Raw genomic sequence first — 20,690 nt, 5'->3', positions numbered from 1 at the left:
ATTTTTCCCCGATATTCCCCTTATCAGAGTCTGGTCTGATTCGCCGTTGATTAGATGATGCTATGTTGCACCCGCACTCAATTTTTCTGCAAGCTGATGAAGCCAAGCCGGACGTTCACTCGCATCGATCCAGTATTTCACCGCAATGCCCAATTCTGTATCGCCTTCGATTTTTAAGCGACGACGGAAGAATAAGGTATCGGCGTCTTCTAAGGCGGTTGCCAACTTTAAGAAGTCCATCGCGCAGGCTGTGAGACTGACGTCGGTGGCTTGAAGTGGGATAGCTTTGAAGCGGCCATGGTTGCAACGAAAGCATAGACGTAAGCCGAGATCTTCGACGTGAATTTGAAATGTTCTGCCGTAGAGATTCTCAGGCGCGATGAGCCAGCTGCGTTGTCGTGCTAGCTCTAACATCAACATCAGAGGTGCGCTGGCGACAGGTGAGGGGAGGCGTTGGCCGATTTTGCCGAAGACTTGGGGGAAACGAAAATCAGTGAAGTTCATCATAAGTAAGTTTAGATTGCTTGAATTGGAATGGTTTGCCATTGCATGCCGGAGCTTCCGTTCCAATAGCCATTGCAGCGCGCTGATTGAGGCGGTAGGAATGCAGGCCCAATTGCTGCCACTTGCTCAAGCCGGCGCGCACTATCGAAGGCGTGGACTATTTGTTCCATATGCTCGGATTGCACTTGCAGACGCAAGATGTCGACATGTAGATTCTTCAGGGTAGGAATTTGCGGGCTTAAATCCAGACAATTCGCGCTTTGGGTTTGTACGCCATTGATGGTCAGAAAATCGCTGTGCTCACGGGTTTGCAATGCCAAGCCATCGGGATAATGTTCGCAGCGAAATTCGCAATTGTCTTTGCGTAGACGATGATGACGCGCAGTGAAACAGCGTGAAGAAAAGGCCAGCGCCATGCGCCCCCATACTTGCACTTCGGTTTCTAATCCAACTGGTCGTTGCCCTTGCAATGCCGCTAGGTCCGCACCACTTAATTCTATCGGTGGGGTAAAGCGAATTGCCCCTAATTCACGTAGCCAATTCAAGGTGCCAGTGTGATACACATTTAAATGCGGACCAGCGACAAAAGGGCGTCCTTGCATAGCACGCACGGCGCTAAAATCATTCGCTTCGATGAGCAAGTCTTCAGCATGCGCCGCATCAATTAATTTATGCATCGCGCGTCGATCCGCTTCGTTATCGATCAAGGTTAAAGTTGATAGCACTACCTGCTTACCCGCATCACGACATGCTTTCGCTAAACTAATCCAATCCGGCAAACGCATCACATGGCGGCGCGAACAAACCACTTCGCCCAGATAAATAATGTCAACAGGCCAGTGCATCGCCTTGACATAAAACTGCATCGTGGCTTCTTTAGACCAGTAATAAGACAGTGGTGCGAGAGAGAGTTTCATAAGTTCTATAGGTTACTATTTTCAAACAAAGGGACAAAATTCAGTATCAGTATTGATGAATGTTCATGATTAACGGCGATCTCTAATCAGAGTCACTCCTGCGTAGGCAGGAGTCCAGCGGCGTTAGTTGATTAACCGAAGTCACTGGATTCCTGCTAAAAGCACGCAGAAATGACGATGAGTATCCTTGCTTTGATTCTTCTCTAATGCGACATATAAAGGGACAAAATTCAGTATCAGTTTTGATGAATGTTCATGATTAACGGCGATCTCTAATCAGTGTCACTCCTGCGTAGGCAGGAGTCCAGTGGCGTTGGTTGATTAACCGAAGACACTGGATTCCTGCTAAAAGCACGCAGGAATGACGATGAGTATCCTTGCTTTGATTCTTCTCTAGTTAAGTTTCATTTTTTAGAACCAGCTATTTGCTACATCAAGAGTAGTTTAGAAATTCAATGTCAGGGATGCAGGGCTAGGCGCCAAGCACAGCAATACGTCGGTATTGCGAGCATAGTCAACGCCGTAATGCGCCCTGAAATTGGATTTACAAATTGCGCTTACTTCCAGGGACGCTCAAATGCCCCTTGCGTCACCTGCGCACCCTCGGCATGTTTCGCCAAAGTCGCATTCCAATCCGGCCTTGCCGTATATCGCTCAGGATCACGCTCAGCGGAATCTAATGCCGCACGCAAAGTGCCAACCACTTGCGATACATAATTCGGACTACGTTGGCGACCTTCAATCTTGATCGCTTTCACGCCCATTTTGAGTAGCTGCGGTAGCAGGCCTATGGCATTCAAACTGGTCGGTTCTTCTAGGGCGTAATCGACTTGGCCTTCGACTTCAAAGCGGCCTTTGCACAAGGTGGGATAACCGGCGGCTTCGTTGGGCGCATAGCGGTCAATCAAAGTTCCGCTTAGGCGGGCAGATAAGACCTTATCTTTTTCTTCCCAACTAACGGCATGACCGGGCGAACAGACGCCTTTATTGTTTGGTGAATCGCCTGTCACATAACTCGATAGCAGACAACGCCCTTCGGCCATGACGCACAAGCTGCCGAAGCCAAATACTTCAATTTCAACGTCCGTCTGACGAATGATTTTTTCAATTTCGGTCAGCGTTAACACGCGCGGTAAAACGGCGCGGCGTATGCCAAATTGTTCGCGCATTAACTCAATCGCATCCACGGTGGTGGATGAGCTTTGCACGGATAAATGCAAACGCACATCCGGATAACGGCGACGTGCATAGGCCATCAATCCGGGGTCTGCCAAAATGATGGCGTCCGCACCAAGCTGTACGGCAGTATCGACTGCGGCGCGCCATTCGTGCGCGATACGAGATTGCGGATAGGTATTGATGGCGAACAGCACTTGTTTGCCACGTTGATGAGCGTATTCCACCCCAAGCCGGATATCGGCATCAGTGAAATTCAATCCACCAAAATTACGGGCATTGGTGGCATTACGTAAGCCTAGATAGACGGCATCCGCCCCTTTGTCGACTGCCGCTTTGAGGGCGAATAAGCTGCCTGCGGGCGCTACGAGATCGAGTGTTTTCATGGGCGAGATGGTAGCTATCCTCGACAGATCCGTCTTTGTCTTAGGTCAATGAAATGAAGGAAGTCACTTAGTTTTTTATGGACGTTCAAGTTACGCGACAGTGCTGGTGATGAATTTGGGGTGCTGCCTATTTTTTGCGCTATGATGAAATGTCTTTTTCCTTGTACTTTGTTGTACTTCCTCGTGCTTTCTTGATTGCTTATCTCATTAGGAGTCAAACATGAAAAACTGTCGTACGAATAATCTCCACTCTATTTTTCTCATGCATAAATCGATGCAATCCTTTGCCGCTTTTAAAACCGATGCGACGGGCTCGTCTGCCATGCGTGTTATTACCGCATCGCTTCTGGCTGTGGGCTTGGTTAGTTTGCCATCCAGCGTTTTTGCCCAGACGAAAAATAAAGCCACACCGGCTAAAGCAGCTGCGTCAGTAAAAGAGCTTGTCCAAGTTGTTAAGCCACCTATCGCTTTAGCTTACATCGATGTTGCAACCAGTGCGAGCGATATGCCAGGTGGAAATTTAATGGCCGGTGCAGCACAAGGCGCCCAATCTGGTGGTGGATTTTTTGGTGCATTAAGCGGCTTGGCGAAAGGGGCGATTGGTGGTGCGAGTGATCGTGGCAATGTTTTTGGAAATACACATAGCTTAGGATTCGCCAGCGGTAGATTTGTTGATGTCTCTGTCTACACCAGCAAAAATCCCGGCTTAAGTGAGGCAAAACAATTCATTCCGACCGTGATGAATTTAGGTGAGAGCTTGCAATTGAATGCCCCCGTTCCTGAAAAAGTGGTGCAACAGCACGTGCCGGTTGATGAAAATCCGGTGGAACCAACTTACGAAAAACCCAAAGGAAAAATTTCTGTGTATTGGGGCTGTGGAGAAACCATACGTCCCGGGCAACCGCGCACCCTGGATGTGGCGACAGCTTCGATGGAGGATTACGCGAAGTTTTTTGTGATGCGTGGCAAAACTACCAAAGGCGCACGTTCGCAACCTGGACACCCAGCTTGGCCAAACAAGGTTGACGATAGAAAAGTGCCCGATACCGCGTCCTTGATCGGTCAACATAATTTTGTTGGTAGTGGTATTCCAGAGAGCTTCAAAGTGAGTCTGGGTGCGCCACAAGATTTGATGCCCTCGATCGAACTCAAACAAACTAAGAAAGACGGTGCGGTCTTATTGGATTGGAAAACTATTCCGCATGCGCGTGGCTATTTTGTGTCTGTGATGGGAGGCAAAACAGATGGCAACTCAGGTGACAATGCGAGTGGCGAAATGATCGTTTGGACATCGAGTGAATTGGCGGATTTTGGATTTGGTTTGATCGATTATCAGTCGAATCAAGATACTGATAAATGGGTGAAAGACAAAGTGATCATGCCAGCCAGCGCCACACAATGTGCTATACCCAAGGGTATTTTTCCCGACAGTGGTGCAGGTATGCTACGTATGATTGCCTACGGTTCGGATGCTTATTTTGCCTATCCACCACGGCCCGAGGATCCGAAGATCGCGTGGGAGCCAGATTGGCAGACCAAGGTCAGGGTGAAGTCAGTTTTCAGTTCGATCTTGGGTGGTATGGGAGATATGGGTGAGAAGTCAGCACCGAAAAAAGAAGAGAAGAAAAATAAGGCAACAGATTTATTGAAGAATCTATTTGGTAATTAGTGTGCGTAAGTCGTGAACCGTGTCGTGTTCAGCAAGGTTTTGTATTTGGCGTCATAATCGTGCGCCTTGGTTTGATAGCTAACGCTAATCAACATGTAATTGACATGACCTAGTGACTACACAGTTTTCATCAACCCCATTTGGAGAGCAATTTATGAAATTTCGTTTAACTGGTATGGCTTTCGCCGTAGCGACGGCCTCTTTGACAGCGATCGCGAGTTTGGTAAGCGTTCCTGCATTTGCCGAGGCACCGATGACAAAGTCCGCTGCACCTGGTTACTATCGTGTGATGTTAGGTGATTTTGAAGTGACGGCGTTGTCAGATGGTGTGGTCGCATTACCGGTCGATAAACTGTTGACCAATACCAAGCCAGAAAAGACACTTAAAGCCTTACAGAAACATCATTTGAGTACGCCAACGGCAACTTCGGTTAATGGCTACCTGATTAATACAGGAAGTAAATTAGTGCTGATTGATACTGGTGCCGCGACATTGTTTGGCCCAACTCTCGGGCGCTTGGCAAACAGTTTAAAAGCTGCTGGTTATTCACCTGAGCAAGTGGATGAGGTCTATATCACACACATGCATGGCGATCATGTCGGTGGCTTAATGAATGGCGATCAACTCGCTTTTCCAAATGCCATCGTGCGCGCTGATCAACATGATGCCGATTTTTGGTTAAGTCAGGCCAACTTGGACAAAGCACCAGCAGACGCAAAGGGCGGGTTTCAGGGAGCAATGGCATCGGTCAATCCCTACCTTAAAGTTGGAAAATTCAAAACCTTCAACGGTGATACAGAATTAGTTCCTGGCGTAAAAGCAGTCGCAGCACGCGGTCATACACCAGGCCATAGTGTGTATTTGGTTGAGAGCAAAGGTCAAAAGCTCATGCTATGGGGCGATTTAATGCATGTTGCCGCGGTGCAGTTTGAAAACCCGACGGTGACAATCTCGTTTGATAGTGACAGCAAAGCAGCAATGGCTCAACGACTGAAGGCCTATGCGGATGCAGCTAAGCAAGGCTATATGGTAGGTGCCACGCATCTATCATTTCCGGGATTAGGCTATGTGCGCAGTGAAGGTAAGGGCTATGCTTGGGTTCCGGTTAACTATGTGCCTGTAAAGTAAATTGTAAATCGGCATTGATGCTATAAAAAGCGGAAAAAGGGCAGGCGATATCGGTGATATGGCATGCTCTTTTTTGTATTCGGATTTTCAATCGATCTGACAATACTGTTTCTCACTTAGCCTTGAAGTTTTTAAGTTTATGAATCAAATGTTGACCGTAGCGGACACAAATCGTCCCATCATTCGAGAAATTCAGGAACAAGATAACGCAGCAGTCGCCCGCGTGATTCGTGCTGTATTGATAGAGATGGAGGTTCCTAAAGTTGGTTCCGCTTTTGCCGATCCTTCATTGGACTATATGTATCAACACTACCAGCAAGAAAAAGGCGCTTACTACGTGATAGAAATCGATGGTGAGATTGTCGCTGGTGGTGGTTTTGCTGGTCTAGCTGGCGCTCCGGCAGAGGTCTGTGAATTACAAAAAATGTATATGCTGCCGCAAACTCGTGGCTTGGGTTTGGGCAAATTACTGATTCAACGATGCATCGACAATGCAAAGGCCATGGGATATACCCAGTGTTATCTAGAGACTTTGCCCAATATGCAAGCGGCACAAGGACTATATAGAAAAATGGGTTTTGAACATATTTCCCAGCCGATGGGAAGTACTGGACACAATGCTTGTCCAGTGTGGATGTTGCTGAAATTGTAGTGCGCTGACTGCTGAAACTTTATGGAAGGCGCATTTGAAATTTGGCGCCATCCTGATTCGATAAAATGATTTCGCCTTGGCGGTCATTATTGGTATGTAAGGCCAGCACCCGTTGTGCCAAACCCAGCCCCAAACCGGTTCCATGTGCAGTCACAGGATTGCATGTATTGAGACTCTCCAACACACTTGATGGATAACCGATGCCATCATCTTGCACACAAATTTCCAGATAGTCTTGATGGGCAATCACACTGATGCTGATTTCTTTGCGTGCATATCGCAGCGCATTTTGTAGGGCATTGGCCAAGATCATTTGTATCAAGGTCTTATCGTAGAACCATAGAGTAGGTGCTTGGGAGAGGTCTTTGACGATCTGTAAATGGGTTTGTGTCTGTATTCTGCTAGTGTGGTGACTGAGTAAATCTTCGATCAGCTCATGTGGATCCTGAGCGTCGATTTGTAAGTGCAGTTGATGCGTTTCGGACTTATAAAAACACAGCAGCCGAGTCAATGTCTCTGACGCAGATAAGGCGATGTCCAGACTTTTAGTGTCGCCACGTGCCTCTGCTTCGGCGGCGAGTTGTGCTAAATTATTTTTGACGTCATGAATGCTTAGCGCTGCAATCTCGGAAAAACTGTCGCGCGCATTCATGCCTTGATTTCCTGCTTGTACTTGGCCTGTATCTTAATTCGAAAGGCGTTGATTTCTGCCAACTTAGGATACTGATCGTTTTGTTTGAATACCGCATCTTGAAATTGTTTGGCGCGTATCGATTTTTCCAGATTGAATCCATTCGTGAACATATCCATTAAAATGGAGAGCGCCGCGTTGGAGACAACTTGTAAATTGTTCGGCAAGCGCAAGGCCGCTTCTGTAAGCATTTGAGAGGCTTCTGCATATTGACCTGCACGTGCTTTTTGTACTGCATCGTTGTTGAGATTAATGACTTCTTTGACCGAGGTTTCGATCAAATGTTGGGCAGCATCCAAGCCACCGTGATCTTTAAAAATCAATGCAATCTCGTCTTGCAATTTGTTTGAGTCTGGATTGTTCTGTACCACCGATTTGAGAATGTTTCGCGCATCTTCCGTTCTATTTTGCGCCAGGCAAGCCTTTGCTAGTGCTAAGCTAGTGGCTTCTGAAGGTAGGTTACCATCATCCGTTAACGCGATCTCTAAGGCCTTTTTCGCCAAGTCCTTGTTTCCCAACTTGCTTTGTGCGACTGCTTCATAAGCAGCCAACATTTTGACGTCAACAGAGTCGGTAAAATGTTCTTTTGCTTCTTTGATGATATTGACAGCCCGTTCCAACTCGCCAGTTTCAGTTAAAGCATTCGTTAATTTGGCGTAATCCTTCGGGTCACGCAATGGCGAATTTTTGGTTTGTTTCACGACCACGCTAAGTGCTTTATCAACCCGATCGTAATCGCCCGTAGTCTCTGCTAGATTGGCAATCGAGCGTTGGCGAGCAAGTGAGTGCGGAGCAATGCTGCAGGCATTGTCCAACACGTTCAAGGCCTTTTCTGAATTGCCGGCTTCCGTATGAATTTTGCCCAAGAGATCGTATGCCGCTAACAAACGCGGATTATCGACAATAATAGATTCCAATAATTGCCCAGCTTGCTCACCTTCACCCTTAAATTTTAACGCCCTTGCTAAGCCTAATTTCGCCCATGGCATATCGCGCATTTTAAGGGCGTTTTGATAGAAAGAAATCGCCTGATCGGTTTGGTGTAGCATCAACAGAGCATTGCCTTTAATGCGCATGCCATCCATGATGTATTTGTCTTTGCTAGCGATAATCTCATCACAGGCCTTGATGATCTGTGGCCAAGCACCTTGATCTTGCAATTTATCGATGGCAGCGAGGCGTGATTTACGTTCTAATAAGCGCTCCAACCGTAACTTTAAAGTCTCACCTGTGAATGGCTTGAGTAAATAATCGTCTGGCATACACTCAGCCGCCGTGATCACGCTATTAAAACCAGTCTCGGCCGTGATCATGATAAAAAGCGTAGCGCGGCTAATGGCATTGGTCGTGCGCAAATATTCTAAAAATTGCTGCCCGTCAGTTGTCTCGCCCAAATAGTAGTCACACAAAATGACGTCATAAGTTCGTTGGCTAATATAGTTAAGCGCCTCACGCACAGTCCCCGCCAGATTGATATTGGTAATACCCAAAGCTTGCATCTGATTACGCATCGTGGTGCGCATATCAGGCATGTCGTCTAGCACCAGAACTTTTTTGTCCGCAAATGACACCATCGCTGCAGCTTGAATATTTGATATAGCCATAGTGCTTCATCGATCCTTAAAAATTCAACGGCACAGTGAAGATGACAAGGTCTAAAACAGAGAGCTGAGCAATAGTATCCATGATTGCTTTTAGATTGACAAATGAAAATCCAAGTTTGGATGAATTGAGATTAGTTATTGCTTCATTGCACCTTAGTTTCTTTTCGGAATATTCACCGAGCTAAATTTTTGCTGTGATTTTTATTGGTAGTGATGACGCTTCCATTTCGAGGGCTGCATTTCACCATTGATGTCGTGTTGGGAGGGGCTGTGGCGGGTGGGGATCTACCGAAGAGTTATCTGATAGATTCTATGATGACAAGTGTCGATGTCTGATAATTGTCTAAAGTGTATATTTTTATGGGGTATTTTTTCTAAGGAGCTTACAGATACGAAGACTATAGTGAGGGGCGATAGGGAGTACAAATAAAGCACACAAAGCAAAAAGCCTCTTGATTTCTCAAGAGGCTTGAATACTTTTGGTGCGAGAGCCGGAATCGAAAAGTCAATCAAAAGATAAGCTGGTAAAGGAATTTCTTGAATTGTCCCGTTGTCATGGCTGCAAACTTGGATGCAAAAAAATTGCTAGTCGTTCGGCCTTTCTTTGCCAAGTTTTGTTTAGCGTTGTATTGTCTGATAAATTGAGAAAATTTAACTGATCAAATGTTGCATGAATCTAATGAAAGAAGGGTGGTGTAATGGAAGGCACTCGAAGTCAAAAGATAGAGGCAGAGTCGATTGACTTTGACGAGCTTGGTGAGACTCTAATAAGTAGATTGCAAAAATACTATCTAGATGTAAATCCAGACGCAAATGAAGAGATTTTTTGGATGGAAATACCAGATCGAATCAATTCAGATCCGCAAATCACCGGAAATTATTTTTGTAATCATTTTTTTGCAAAATTGGAGGCAGGTGAAGACTTAAATATGGCGAATGTATCGATGATGACTTCTTGTGCATACTTGTTTGATGCCGAACGAGCCAAAGGAGCTGGAGATATGGATAAAGCCTGGAAATTTATGGCCGAAGCACGTTACTGGAATGGCGTAATGATTGGTGCCGATAAATACAATAATGCCTTCTCTATTGCTGAATTTACGATCAAAGAAACAAATGCTAAGTCAGGGGCAGAAGCAAGAGCAAAAAAGTATCTACCGTTAAAGCATGAAGCTTATCGATTAATAGAGGCGTGCCGACCAAACAATAGTGCATGGAAAAGTGTATCGCATGCAAGAACTGTTATTAAAAAGAAGTTGTTTGAATTTGCTAAGTTGAACAAATATCCAGAGTTGAGTGATCAACAGTTTGTGAGAACATTCGCCACCTGGGTAAGGCAAATGCCAAATTCTCAGAATTTTTTTGAGAGCTCAAAAAAAGTGAATGATCTTGAATAATTTAATTTTATGTGGTGTTATTTTGAATAATTTGGGCATACATGCGTATGTCCATTTTTTTTGACCAATTAAAATCACCGTTAAAATTTTTATGGCTGTTTGCAGGCAAATCGCCTAGTTTTGAAATTTGATCGTATCTAAACTAGCCTCCGTTGAAGCCAATTTACTTTAAAGGAGGGCCTTTCAATGAATCATCAACATCCTGTTTCCACCAAAATCTTACGCCGCTCATGTCTTCGTGAGAAATTAAATATTTCTAACGGTACTTTGCATAATAAGTTAAATCCTAACAGCAAATACTTCGATGAATCCTTTCCAAGACCAATCAGCTTGGGTGCGTCTGCTGTTGGATGGATTGAGTCTGACGTGGAGGAATGGATTTCTTCACGTACCAAAAAGTTGAGCTCGATTCAGAAGAAGAATCATGAATAGAGTTTTAATTTAAGGTACTTTTGGATGCCACAAGTTACGCAAAACTTATACAAGTTAAGCGTAGCTAGGGGAAACAGCGCAAATCCTTATAATCCGCTGTTTCCCCATGGCGATTTCGAACTAAGCAGATACGACGCAACTTCGCATAGGAATCAATAAATTTTCTTTCATATTTTGCCGAAGATATTCGATTTTAAGATCAGGCAATTAAGTTAAAAAAAACTTTCTGGAGTTTAGGTTATTAATGTTATTAATATTATTAATAACGAATGAAGGGTGTCATATTGGGTGATAAGTTTATTTTATCCATCCATGTTTGGAAATTTAGTTTTAGTTATTGGAATGCGATCTCTCTGCTTACTCAATTAATTTAGGATAAGTGAGAATTATTTTGAACGAAGAATTTAAACTGGATAACCCAGTTGACCGTGAAATATTTGAGGCACATGACTGGTTTGATAACACAACTGAAATTGTTAAAGACGGTCGACATGAAACGCATTTGAATAAGAACTTTGGTAACCCCCAGTACTTTATTCACATGCTAGCCAAATCAATTTCGCAAGACGATGCTTTAGCTTTCTCGTGGCGTTCAAATCGTTTTGGTAAGCGGTATTTACATAACGAGAAATACGCGCCACATTTTCGTTTTATGCCAGCGTTTATTGAGCAGTGCCATTTGTTATCAGGCAAATCGTTTGATCAATATGTTGGCCAGGTATTCGATGCCATTAATGAGATGAATCTGGAGTGTCATTTATTTACGAATCCAACGCACTGTTTTTCAGGAACACTTTGTAACGGAGAAGTGTTTAATGAGTTTATTGAGCTGGTTAGAAAAAAGGTGACATCGAAAGAGTTTAAAAAAAAGATAAATGCACAGGCTTATAAGTCGATAAGGAACTATCAGAGTGCATGCAAGTATTTTGACTCGTTGACAGACAAATTTGCAGATTTGCTCGTCCTTCGAGTTGATCTGTCATATCGTGAAGATGATGCTGGGGCAAGGGACTTGGATGTGGTTCGCCAGGATCTTAAAAAATTCCTGAATAATCGACGATCAAATCAGATTTTTGCGGATGTTGTTGGTTATATGATTTCGTTAGAATATAAGCCTAAAAAGGGCTTGCATTTTCATACTGTAATTTTCATAAATGGAGCGAAACACCAAAAAGATGCTTGGATTGCTCAAAAAATTGGTGATTATTGGCGAGATAAGGTGACTGATGGCCGTGGTCTTTGCTTTAATTGCAACCGTAAGTATTATCTATACTCTGGGATTGGTAGGCTTCACTATTCCGATCAAGTGAAAAAAGAATCATTTAGGCAGCATGTTGTGACGTATCTAACGAAAGAAAACGATCATTTTAGGCAGGAGTTTGGTAGTAACATTCGTACCTTTTTCAAAGGTGAGGTCGGTGAGATATCAAATACTGGTCGCCCACGAAAATTGTGATCATTGGTAGTTCGTACCCAGTTTGACCATCACGACTTCAAGTCAACAACGTCAAATTGGGTACGAATCTGTCTTCTTTACCTGCTTAAGTTGAAGAATTAACGAATTGATTTTCAGTAGATAACTGCAGTTTTTTGTCCAACTTTTCACATAGACTCGATTTTATGTTCTGAGTTGGATGTTGATTGTTGCTGATCCCATCTATCGTGATTTCCGACGTTTGGAAAAACTCTTCAAGTAATCCGGTGAGATCTTCACTTGATTCCTCAAAAGCACCATTGATAAAGCCATTACGCGCCGCTGCATCAAGTTCAGGTTGTAAGTACCCTAATTGCTTTCGCTGGATATCCAATACTTTGGCACTTTCAATTGCATCCATTAACTTCATGCCCTCCCTAATGGTGATATCGACGTAGTAAATTGGTGCACGATAGCTTTGCGCCGTGCTCTTCCCCCTGAGCTTCAATTCTAAAGGCAGGCACGATAACAAGTTTCCAGACAACGCTTGATAGTAATGCAGTCGTGCTGTGAGACTGCGAATACTATTGAACCCAGTCGTTCTAAAGATGAACGTGCCCAATTCGTCATCGTCACCCAATACGACATTCAATCGGCCATATGGCTTACAAGCGCCGCCCTTAGCCAGTTCGCATAAATCAGGGGAAGGGCAGGGTAAGGATTGGATGCCTTCACCCGTAAAGCGCCTGCAAGTTTCACCATTGCCGACGCATAGCGGACGACCAGATTTTCGGTCAAATAAGCTGTATTCAGCGCGTAGATTTAAATCAGGTTCGTTAAACAGCAGCCGGATCGGAATAGATCGAATTTTTCCGTTACTGGATTCTTTACGCAATGCTTCGTCGATTGGATGATTGACCCAACCATCTGCGTTTTGCACCTGTGAAGTGATCGTGAATTGATCATCTTTCTCTGGCAGTCTTTTGCCATTTTTTTCGACCACGCGGCCTATGCTGATACGGCCTAAAATTGGTGGCGTGATTGCAAGTCCTTTAATCATGTTCATCTCCAAAAAAGAATGCCCATGCAGTTGCATAGGCAGATTGATGTAATAAAAATCACGGTTGAAATTCAAAGCTAAGTGCATCTAGGTAGCTATAAGGAATCGCCGATTGCCAGGACGAACTAATGGATATTTGCTGATAAGGTCAGGGATCTCTCTTAATGCAGTGCTCATATCAAGTACCACCGAGTCTTTGCTTCGCTTCCAAGAGACGGTTCCAGTTTCAAATGTCGCTCGGCTAGCAGTGCCCATCTTTTGCTGTATCGTTTGTTTAAGTTCTGCTTCAATCTTTTCTCGGCTGTCAATTTCATTTCGGATCGTGACTAAGTCAGCGAAAGTAGATGACATGGTGCGATCTGCCGTGAAATCGAGCGTATCGCCGGAATCAAGTGGAAAGAGACACTGCAAGGCAAATGCAGACGACTCTGATCCATCGACGGGTGGCGGTGTATCACTTTCGACAAATGACCAGAAACGTCGCTCTAATTCGATCAGGCGTTCAATCAAGATATCGTCGCGTTCGATACGGTATATCCGAATCTCTTGACCACAGACCAGAACACAAACATCTGCTGCAGATTTACCTGTGACCGCTAGTTGATGCTGTACCTGACACTGTACATATTCTGGAACGCCCTCACGCCAAAGCCGAGCACCAAATTCCCCAGCCGTTTTGCATTCAAGCACTTGTACTTCGTCGCTTCCAACGACCAAGTAGTCAAGATTGGCAAGCATCCATGCTTTGTCTGGATCAGGATGCTGAAGAACGGAGTTGATCTTCCGAACTCGATTACCTGATTTCTTTGTATAGTGTGCAGCGACAATCGGCTCTAAGAGTGATCCCCAGTACATCGGAGATGATTCATCGTTGACCTCTTGTTTGGGCAAGGCTTGCTCACGCCCAGTCTTGATCATCCAAAGTTCCAGCGCCGACTGATAAGGATTCAGCCCAACAGCGGTTGCAGCATCGCTACTTCCTATACCGCGCTTTCTAACATTTAACCATTCGTCTCTGCTTAAATCTTTCGTTGATACCAAGCGCAAAGCAGGGCGGTTGGTGCGTACTTCTGCTAATTGGTTCATGCTATCGATTCCTTTAAGAATAAAAAAACGACTGAGTGTTTAGCTCAGCCGTTTCTTGTTGTGTGTTGACATGTAGATTAACTAATCATCTGTATTGCTTGATCGAGCGCACGTTGTTTTAATGTCGCTCCTTGCCCAAACCATGCCGAGTCAATCCGGTATTCTGGACTTCTGGCACGTTTTTCATGATCAACGTATTCAGTAATCGCACAAAGTAAGCCCCATGCTGTGCCTGATGCTGCACCGAGTTCCGCACCTCTGCCATGGCCTTCATACATCGCCTGTACCTTCTTCAATGCGCGCTCGTTGACAAGACCTTGTGAGACATCGCTTTGACTATCAGACTGGCACAAAACCTTCAGAAAATAATTCATCGACTCATGGCTTTTGACTTTGCGTTCAGACAAGGTCTTCATGCGGTACATAAAACTATCCCACTGCGAAACGGCGACACCCAATTGCTTTTTGACGCTGTGTGCGTCAAACGAGGTGCTGTGTGGTACTTTGATAGCACTGGTGGCGCCATTGATCGCTAAAGCCAGCGTGTTATTGCAGACAACACGAATCGTGGTTGGTGTTGCTGTGGTTGCTAAGGTACCGTCACACGACGTGGCGAGTAGGATGTATCCCTTAACAACGTCATTACCTTTTAATACGCTTTCTTTACCAGTTTTTGCTAGTGCCCAGAATTTCTTGCCTGCCTTTAATACACCCGCTGTTTCTAGTTCAAATCCAGAGATTTCTGTGAGGTCTCGATAGAATTCAAGAACCTCTTTCGGCTGAACGACTTGGTAGCGTCCGCCAACGACGGAGAGCGGTGCTTTTGTATCGCTGCGGTACAAAACCTTCTGGTCGTCAAATGACATGATGGAGCCGAGTGATCCTGCCTGCTCTGCCATGTAGCGTACGGGTGTTTCGCAGATTTCCCAGTCCATGCCAGCATTTTTTGCCCATACATCGATCGATTGTTTTCGTGGTAAAAGATTCCCTAATTCGTGCCAAGGTTTTTGTCCTGTGTAAGCCATAGTTTGTACAAGGTGTGTCATGGTAAATTTCCTTTAAATGAGGTTTGATTCAATATTGAATTATTCGAGTAATTGAAGTGGTTGATTAAAGTGCGCATCACAGTCAAGGCAGTGATAATTGTCGAGATAACGGTCGTCAATTACCTCGCCAATTTTTGCACCGGCAACCCCGCCCGCAGCGCCGCCAACAAGTGCACCAATAATTGCCCCTGCTACTGTTCCTAGTGCCATGCCAGGCGGTCCCGCGACGGCACCTAATACGCCACCAACGCGAGCACCGCTGATTGCCGCACTAACGCCATTGACTGAGCCGCCGACTGCGCCAATGATTCCGGCGGAATTGCGGGCAATGTTTTTTGTGGTGATGCGACTAGATTGACAATGTGGACATTGAATAGTCATTGATAGACTCCTTTTCATAAAAAGTGAATGAATTGCCTTGGCACCGATTTGATGTAAGGACATTGCAGAAGACAACAAAAAGCCAACTGACCAATCCTCGTTTGGATGGTCAGTTGGCTTTTATGTGTGGTGGTAATTAAGTTGCGGCTTTACTTTCCGCTAAAGGTCAATGGAAGTATATGTGACCAAAAATTATTCAAAAGGGTGGTAGTTCCATTTTTGGGAAATGGAGAAGTCGACTTAGTACATCATTATTGGCACGTATATTGCTCAAGTTTTTTTGTATGAGACTCGATAGGTAAGAAACACGTAAGCACCAGGCTGAGAGAAGAAAATACATGTAAATACTTTTCATTTACATGTATTTTTTGTCGTCTCGATTTTTCGGTTGATTAAATTTAAGAGAATGATTTGCTCAACGTAGCTAGCTTCTATAGGTTTTTATGGGGTGATCGGGTAATATTTGCTTTTAAGCATTTGTTGTAAAATTAACAGAAATCAATTTGCAAATCCAAGTGCAATTCCTTAATTCCTCAAGACAATAACAAAACAAAAAACATCCAATGACACAAACCTCCAACAACCTAGCCACCGAATCTTGGGCCATCGCAGATCTTCTGCGTGGCGACTTCAAACAAAGTCAGTATGGCCGCATCATTTTGCCGTTTTGCTTATTGCGCCGTTTAGAGTGCGTCTTGGAAGCAAGCAAAGAAGCAGTGCTCGCCGAGAACGAGAAGGTTCAAAAAATGAACCTGCCAGAAGAAGCGCAAGAAAAGTTACTGTTGCGCGCTACGGGTGGCTTGAGCTTCTATAACACCTCGAAGATGGATCTCTCCAAATTGGGCGAGAGCGGTATCAAGGCCAACTTAGAAAGCTATATTCAAAGCTTCTCCAAAGATGCGCGTGAGATTTTTGAATACTTCAATTTCGCTGAATTTATCGGTCAGTTGAACGATGCCAATTTGCTCTACAAAGTCGTGCAAAAGATTCGCACTGTGGATTTAACGCCCAAAGCCGTTTCCAACCACGACATGGGCTTAGTGTTTGAAGAATTAATCCGTCGCTTCGCTGAAGGCTCGAACGAAACCGCGGGTGAACACTTTACCCCGCGTGACATCGTACGCTTGACGACGTCGCTGGTGTTTATGGAAGACGATGAGGCGCTCACCAAGTCTGGCATTATCCGCACCATCTATGACCCCACCGCAGGTACGGGCGGCTTCTTGTCGGCGGGGATGGAATATGTGCATGAGCTCAATCCCAACGCCGTGATGCGCGCCTACGGTCAGGAATTGAACCCCGAGAGTTACGCCATCTGTAAAGCCGATATGCTGATCAAAGGCCAAGAAGTAGGCAATATTAAACTCGGCAATACGCTCTCCAACGATCAGCTACACGCCACCAAGTTTGACTATATGCTCTCTAATCCGCCGTTTGGTGTGGATTGGAAAAAGATCGAACAAGAGATCAGCGACGAACACAATCACAAAGGCTTTGATGGACGCTTCGGGGCGGGTTTGCCAAGGGTGTCCGATGGCTCTTTATTGTTCCTTCTGCACCTCATCAGTAAATTGCGCGATGCCAAAGATGGCGGCGGTCGCATAGGCATTATTCTCAATGGCTCGCCTTTGTTTACGGGCGGCGCAGGTTCGGGTGAATCAGAAATTCGCCGCTACATTCTCGAAGCCGATTTGCTCGAAGCCATTGTCGCTTTGCCGACTGATATGTTCTACAACACCGGCATCGCAACCTATGTTTGGGTGTTGTCGAACAAAAAAGCACCAACACGCAAAGGCCAGGTGCAGTTGATCAATGGAGTAAACCTCTGCGGCAAAATGCGCAAGTCTTTAGGCAGTAAGCGTAATGAAATGAGTAGCGACGACATCGCCACTATCACTAAATGTTTCGGTGAATTTGAAGTAGTCGATGCGCGCGAGTTAAATAAGCCAGCAGAAGCCAAAAGCAATCGCGGCCGTCAATCAGCAAATCCTAAAACAGAAGCGGCTAAAACCTTCGCGGCAAAAATCTTCAAAACCCACGAATTCGGCTATCGCCGCATCACCATAGAACGCCCACTGCGCCAGTCTTATCAATTTTCAGACGTACGCATCGCCTCACTGCGTTTTGAATCGGGGGCATTAAACAGCATCATGCAATGGGCATATAGCGAGTTCGCCAATCTGCCAAATGCGGCATGGAGCGATGCGCCCGATTGCGTTCATTATGGCGATCTCAGTAGCCACGAAGGCAGCATCCGCCGCTACATCAAAATCCACTTCGCTGACCTCAAAGAAAAGCAAATCAAAGACTTGCTAGACCGCAGCATATGGACTAATGCCAAAGCCACCATGCTTAAAGCCAAAGCATTGCAAGCACAAATCGACAGCGCACAATTTGATGACATGAATGGCTATGAAGATGCGGTCGCCAAAGCGGCGAAAGCAGCCAACATCAGCTTAGATGTCAAAGACAAAAAAGCCATCGAGTCCGCAGTTAGTTGGAAAAACCCAGAAGCCAAAGCCGTCATCAAAAAAATCCACAAAGCCAAACCAGACCCACTCTACGGTTTGTTTGACGGGGTGGGAGAATATTCGGGCAAAACCATAGAATATAAAGTGGACGGTGATTTACGCGACTTCGAAAACGTCGCTCTCGAACCTAGCTGCAGTGTGAACGAACTCAACGAAGCCTACTTCAAAAAAGAAGTGAAGCCGCACGTGCCAGATGCGTGGATCGATGGCAGCAAGAAGGATGATAAAGACCAACAAGTTGGCATCGTCGGCTATGAAATCCCGTTTAACCGCCATTTCTACCAATATCAACCACCGCGCGATTTAGCGGAGATTGATGCCGATCTCGATGCCGTCAGCGCTGAAATCATGAACCTGTTGCAAGAGGTGCATTCATGATTTACATGATTGCAGATAAGAAACTACTGCAAGCGAAACTTCATGAGTTTTATATGTTGAATTTGGCGCAGGAGGGCGAAGAATGAGTGGATATAAGGCTTATCCTGTGTACAAGGAGTCTGGAGTAATCGGGCTAGATCGCTTGCCGTTTGATTGGAGTGTTAAGAAGGTTAAACACATTTTTAACATTGGTCGTGGTCGCGTAATTTCGCAAGAGGAACTCATTGATGATGGTGAGTTTCCTGTTTATTCTTCTCAAACTGCCAATGATGGTTGCCTTGGGTTTATTTCGACATTTGATTTTGATTGTGATCAGTTGACATGGACCACTGATGGCGCAAATGCTGGCACGATATTCCTGCGTGGCGGCAAGCATAATTGTACAAACGTATGCGGAACATTGCAGCCGATACGGTCAACTGTACTTCTTAAATTCTTTTTGTACAGCCTTCAATATGTCGCTCAGTTTTATAAACGTCCAGATACTAACGGCGCGAAGATAATGAACGGCGAAATGGCAGAGATACTTGTTTCACTCCCGTCCGATACTGAACAACAAAAAATCGCCAACTTCCTCGACCACGAAACCGTCAAGATTGATACCCTGATCGCGAAGCAGCAAGAGTTGATCAAGCTGCTGAAAGAAAAACGGCAGGCTGTGATTAGTCATGCCGTCACCAAAGGCCTCAACACCAACGCCCCCATGCGCGACTCTGGCGTCGAGTGGTTGGGTGAAGTTCCGGCGCATTGGGATGTAGTTGCGGTATCAAAAATCGCACAGAAAATAACAAACGGATATGTTGGCCCGACCAGGGATATTTTGGTTGAGGACGGTGTGCCCTACGTCCAGGCTACTCACATCAAGAAAGGCATTGTAAATTTTGATGGCGCGTATTTCGTTCGTGAAAATTGGAGCCAGCAACACGCGAAGTCAATTCTCATTGAAGGGGACGTGTTGATCGTTCAGACAGGGGCTGGTACTGGAGACGTCGGCTTAGTCTCAAAAAATGAGGAGGGATTCAACTGTCATGCGTTGATTATTGTCCAACCAAAGAAGGAAATCATGTATGGCAATTTTCTGTCTCTTACTCTCCAAAGTCAGTATGGTACATCAGTGCTTTTTTCGCTTCGTACTGGGGGAATGCACCCGCATTTGAATTGTGGTGAAGTTCAATTTATGAAAGTGCCAGTACCACCAGTTAATGAGCAAGTGACAATCGTTGACTTTGTCTACCGGGAATCATTACGTTTTGATAGCTTAATTGAACGTGCAGAATGTGCGATCCAGTTGATGCAAGAACGCCGCACAGCCTTAATCTCAGCCGCTGTTACCGGAAAAATTGATGTAAGAGATGTGAAAGTTTCGGAAAAGGAATTAATTGCATGAGCGCGTCTAAAAGCCGAGTCGCATCGATTTCCGCTTTTATCGAAAGGATTAAGGAAATAGAACCTCGGAGAGACTTTAGTTTGTTTTATCGAGGACATTCTGACTCATCTTATAAAGCTATACCCTCAGTGTTTCGAGCAATAACCAAAGGCACAGTAAAGGGAACATTCGCTGATCAAGAAGATAAATTATTCAAAAATTTGGTAATGCAATGTCCGCAAGAATTTATTGGTTGTTCGAGTACGCTCGAACATTTGGTCAAGATGCAACATTACGGATTGCCGACTCGTCTGCTGGACCTTACCACTAATCCGCTAGTCGCACTTTACTTTGCTTGTTCATCGAATAGTGGCAAAGGTGGCAAAGATGGAGAAGTAATTATTTACGAAGTGCCTAATGACGAAATCAAGTTTTTTAGTAGTGATACTGCCGCGGTGATTGGGAATTTGGCCAAGATGCCAAGAAGCTTCACATATCCAGATGAAAAAGAACGGTTTTTGCATGAAATAAGAGCTGAGAAACCGTATTTCGCAGATCGCATCAAGTTAGATGATTTGTCTAAAGTTCAGTGCGTAAAAGCAAAGCTTGATAACAGGCGCATCACACAGCAAAGCGGCGCTTTCTTTATTTTTGGAATGAATAAGTCGATTACTCAACCCGCCGAAATTCCATATTCGTATATCTACAAAGAAAACAACAAGCCGGTAACAATAGAAATTGCAAACACTGGAAAAAGCACTTTACTTGCGCAGCTAGAGAATCTTTCAATTTCAGAAGCCTCACTGTTCCCCGAAATAGATTATGTTGCGCGACATTTAAAGAATCAAGTTGTTGAAGCACTCTGAAAAAC

The 20,690-nt window shown here is 44.9% G+C and carries 18 protein-coding genes; 9 read left to right on the top strand and 9 right to left on the bottom strand.

What is annotated here, in order from left to right; all coding sequences use genetic code 11:
- Positions 1 to 60 precede the first annotated feature (60 nt).
- From ubiT to ubiU, 3 genes are all read right to left on the bottom strand, one after another.
- Positions 61 to 507: a ubiquinone anaerobic biosynthesis accessory factor UbiT gene (gene ubiT, locus H8K52_RS18250; RefSeq protein WP_246464670.1), complete on the bottom strand. Its 447-nt coding sequence runs from the start codon at positions 505 to 507 to the stop codon at positions 61 to 63.
- Between the two features lie 8 nt (positions 508 to 515).
- On the bottom strand, positions 516 to 1,421 hold the full coding sequence (gene ubiV, locus H8K52_RS18245) for a ubiquinone anaerobic biosynthesis protein UbiV (RefSeq protein WP_186924343.1): 906 nt from the start codon (positions 1,419 to 1,421) through the stop codon (positions 516 to 518).
- A gap of 557 nt (positions 1,422 to 1,978) precedes the next feature.
- Positions 1,979 to 2,983, bottom strand: coding sequence for a ubiquinone anaerobic biosynthesis protein UbiU (gene ubiU / locus H8K52_RS18240; RefSeq protein WP_186924342.1), 1,005 nt, complete (start codon positions 2,981 to 2,983; stop codon positions 1,979 to 1,981).
- Positions 2,984 to 3,203: 220 nt separating this feature from the next.
- Here ubiU and H8K52_RS18235 point away from each other — a divergent pair, with 220 nt between their 5' ends.
- From H8K52_RS18235 to H8K52_RS18225, 3 genes are all read left to right on the top strand, one after another.
- Complete coding sequence (locus H8K52_RS18235; RefSeq protein ID WP_186924341.1) at positions 3,204 to 4,652, top strand: hypothetical protein; 1,449 nt, start codon at positions 3,204 to 3,206, stop codon at positions 4,650 to 4,652.
- A 154-nt stretch (positions 4,653 to 4,806) separates the two neighbouring features.
- Positions 4,807 to 5,781 (top strand): MBL fold metallo-hydrolase, encoded by a 975-nt coding sequence (locus tag H8K52_RS18230; RefSeq protein WP_186924340.1) that lies wholly within the window; start codon positions 4,807 to 4,809, stop codon positions 5,779 to 5,781.
- Between the two features lie 148 nt (positions 5,782 to 5,929).
- A complete protein-coding gene (locus H8K52_RS18225) occupies positions 5,930 to 6,433 on the top strand; it encodes a GNAT family N-acetyltransferase (RefSeq protein ID WP_186924339.1) in 504 nt (167 codons plus the stop codon).
- Positions 6,434 to 6,452: 19 nt separating this feature from the next.
- Here H8K52_RS18225 and H8K52_RS18220 read toward each other — a convergent pair whose 3' ends face one another.
- On the bottom strand, positions 6,453 to 7,085 hold the full coding sequence (locus tag H8K52_RS18220) for a sensor histidine kinase (RefSeq protein ID WP_186924338.1): 633 nt from the start codon (positions 7,083 to 7,085) through the stop codon (positions 6,453 to 6,455).
- Entirely contained in the window at positions 7,082 to 8,728 is a 1,647-nt protein-coding gene (locus tag H8K52_RS18215; RefSeq protein ID WP_186924337.1) for a tetratricopeptide repeat protein, read from the bottom strand. Before H8K52_RS18215 ends, H8K52_RS18220 begins: the two co-directional genes overlap by 4 nt.
- A gap of 698 nt (positions 8,729 to 9,426) precedes the next feature.
- Here H8K52_RS18215 and H8K52_RS18210 point away from each other — a divergent pair.
- The 3 genes from H8K52_RS18210 to H8K52_RS18200 all read left to right on the top strand — a co-directional run bounded on the left by H8K52_RS18210 (position 9,427) and on the right by H8K52_RS18200 (position 12,013).
- Positions 9,427 to 10,125, top strand: coding sequence for a hypothetical protein (locus tag H8K52_RS18210; protein WP_186924336.1), 699 nt, complete (start codon positions 9,427 to 9,429; stop codon positions 10,123 to 10,125).
- A gap of 186 nt (positions 10,126 to 10,311) precedes the next feature.
- A complete protein-coding gene (locus H8K52_RS18205; RefSeq protein WP_186924335.1) occupies positions 10,312 to 10,557 on the top strand; it encodes a helix-turn-helix transcriptional regulator in 246 nt (81 codons plus the stop codon).
- A 391-nt stretch (positions 10,558 to 10,948) separates the two neighbouring features.
- A complete protein-coding gene (locus H8K52_RS18200; RefSeq protein ID WP_186924334.1) occupies positions 10,949 to 12,013 on the top strand; it encodes a YagK/YfjJ domain-containing protein in 1,065 nt (354 codons plus the stop codon).
- 85 nt (positions 12,014 to 12,098) lie between these two features.
- On the opposite strand, the gene H8K52_RS18195 is transcribed toward H8K52_RS18200, so the two are convergent.
- The 4 genes from H8K52_RS18195 to H8K52_RS18180 all read right to left on the bottom strand — a co-directional run bounded on the left by H8K52_RS18195 (position 12,099) and on the right by H8K52_RS18180 (position 15,544).
- Entirely contained in the window at positions 12,099 to 13,031 is a 933-nt protein-coding gene (locus H8K52_RS18195; RefSeq protein WP_186924333.1) for a recombination directionality factor, read from the bottom strand.
- An 87-nt stretch (positions 13,032 to 13,118) separates the two neighbouring features.
- Positions 13,119 to 14,117 carry a YqaJ viral recombinase family nuclease gene (locus H8K52_RS18190; protein WP_186924332.1) on the bottom strand — a complete coding sequence of 333 codons (999 nt, stop codon included), beginning with the start codon at positions 14,115 to 14,117 and terminating at the stop codon, positions 13,119 to 13,121.
- Positions 14,118 to 14,194: 77 nt separating this feature from the next.
- On the bottom strand, positions 14,195 to 15,163 hold the full coding sequence (locus tag H8K52_RS18185; RefSeq protein ID WP_186924331.1) for a DUF932 domain-containing protein: 969 nt from the start codon (positions 15,161 to 15,163) through the stop codon (positions 14,195 to 14,197).
- A 39-nt stretch (positions 15,164 to 15,202) separates the two neighbouring features.
- Positions 15,203 to 15,544: a hypothetical protein gene (locus H8K52_RS18180; protein WP_186924330.1), complete on the bottom strand. Its 342-nt coding sequence runs from the start codon at positions 15,542 to 15,544 to the stop codon at positions 15,203 to 15,205.
- 563 nt (positions 15,545 to 16,107) lie between these two features.
- On the opposite strand from H8K52_RS18180, the gene H8K52_RS18175 reads away from it, so the two are divergent.
- The 3 genes from H8K52_RS18175 (at position 16,108) to H8K52_RS18165 (ending at position 20,685) form a co-directional block, all read left to right on the top strand.
- Complete coding sequence (locus tag H8K52_RS18175; RefSeq protein WP_186924329.1) at positions 16,108 to 18,453, top strand: type I restriction-modification system subunit M; 2,346 nt, start codon at positions 16,108 to 16,110, stop codon at positions 18,451 to 18,453.
- A gap of 82 nt (positions 18,454 to 18,535) precedes the next feature.
- Complete coding sequence (locus H8K52_RS18170; RefSeq protein WP_186924328.1) at positions 18,536 to 19,840, top strand: restriction endonuclease subunit S; 1,305 nt, start codon at positions 18,536 to 18,538, stop codon at positions 19,838 to 19,840.
- Positions 19,837 to 20,685, top strand: a complete 849-nt coding sequence (locus tag H8K52_RS18165; protein WP_222613837.1) for an FRG domain-containing protein — start codon at positions 19,837 to 19,839, stop codon at positions 20,683 to 20,685. The genes H8K52_RS18170 and H8K52_RS18165 overlap by 4 nt, the downstream gene beginning before the upstream one ends.
- Positions 20,686 to 20,690: the final 5 nt, after the last annotated feature.

The sequence above is a fragment of the Affinundibacterium seohonense genome (assembly GCF_014284305.1).
Classification (GTDB): domain Bacteria; phylum Pseudomonadota; class Gammaproteobacteria; order Burkholderiales; family Burkholderiaceae_D; genus Undibacterium; species Undibacterium seohonense.
The sequence above is the reverse complement of the archived record's forward strand: the minus strand, read 5'-3'. Positions and strand labels throughout refer to the sequence as shown.

Bases quoted from the DNA above. Each gene is read 5' to 3' on its own strand.
- H8K52_RS18225 (WP_186924339.1), top strand. From the start codon at position 5,930: ATGTTGACCGTAGCGGACACAAATCGTCCCATCATTCGAGAAATTCAG.
- H8K52_RS18190 (WP_186924332.1), bottom strand. From the start codon at position 14,117: ATGAACCAATTAGCAGAAGTACGCACCAACCGCCCTGCTTTGCGCTTG.
- H8K52_RS18165 (WP_222613837.1), top strand. From the start codon at position 19,837: ATGAGCGCGTCTAAAAGCCGAGTCGCATCGATTTCCGCTTTTATCGAA.
- H8K52_RS18180 (WP_186924330.1), bottom strand. From the start codon at position 15,544: ATGACTATTCAATGTCCACATTGTCAATCTAGTCGCATCACCACAAAA.
- H8K52_RS18215 (WP_186924337.1), bottom strand. From the start codon at position 8,728: ATGGCTATATCAAATATTCAAGCTGCAGCGATGGTGTCATTTGCGGAC.
- ubiV (WP_186924343.1), bottom strand. From the start codon at position 1,421: ATGAAACTCTCTCTCGCACCACTGTCTTATTACTGGTCTAAAGAAGCC.
- H8K52_RS18230 (WP_186924340.1), top strand. From the start codon at position 4,807: ATGAAATTTCGTTTAACTGGTATGGCTTTCGCCGTAGCGACGGCCTCT.
- H8K52_RS18175 (WP_186924329.1), top strand. From the start codon at position 16,108: ATGACACAAACCTCCAACAACCTAGCCACCGAATCTTGGGCCATCGCA.
- H8K52_RS18195 (WP_186924333.1), bottom strand. From the start codon at position 13,031: ATGATTAAAGGACTTGCAATCACGCCACCAATTTTAGGCCGTATCAGC.
- H8K52_RS18185 (WP_186924331.1), bottom strand. From the start codon at position 15,163: ATGACACACCTTGTACAAACTATGGCTTACACAGGACAAAAACCTTGG.
- H8K52_RS18220 (WP_186924338.1), bottom strand. From the start codon at position 7,085: ATGAATGCGCGCGACAGTTTTTCCGAGATTGCAGCGCTAAGCATTCAT.
- H8K52_RS18235 (WP_186924341.1), top strand. From the start codon at position 3,204: ATGAAAAACTGTCGTACGAATAATCTCCACTCTATTTTTCTCATGCAT.
- H8K52_RS18210 (WP_186924336.1), top strand. From the start codon at position 9,427: ATGGAAGGCACTCGAAGTCAAAAGATAGAGGCAGAGTCGATTGACTTT.
- ubiU (WP_186924342.1), bottom strand. From the start codon at position 2,983: ATGAAAACACTCGATCTCGTAGCGCCCGCAGGCAGCTTATTCGCCCTC.
- H8K52_RS18205 (WP_186924335.1), top strand. From the start codon at position 10,312: ATGAATCATCAACATCCTGTTTCCACCAAAATCTTACGCCGCTCATGT.
- H8K52_RS18170 (WP_186924328.1), top strand. From the start codon at position 18,536: ATGAGTGGATATAAGGCTTATCCTGTGTACAAGGAGTCTGGAGTAATC.
- ubiT (WP_246464670.1), bottom strand. From the start codon at position 507: ATGATGAACTTCACTGATTTTCGTTTCCCCCAAGTCTTCGGCAAAATC.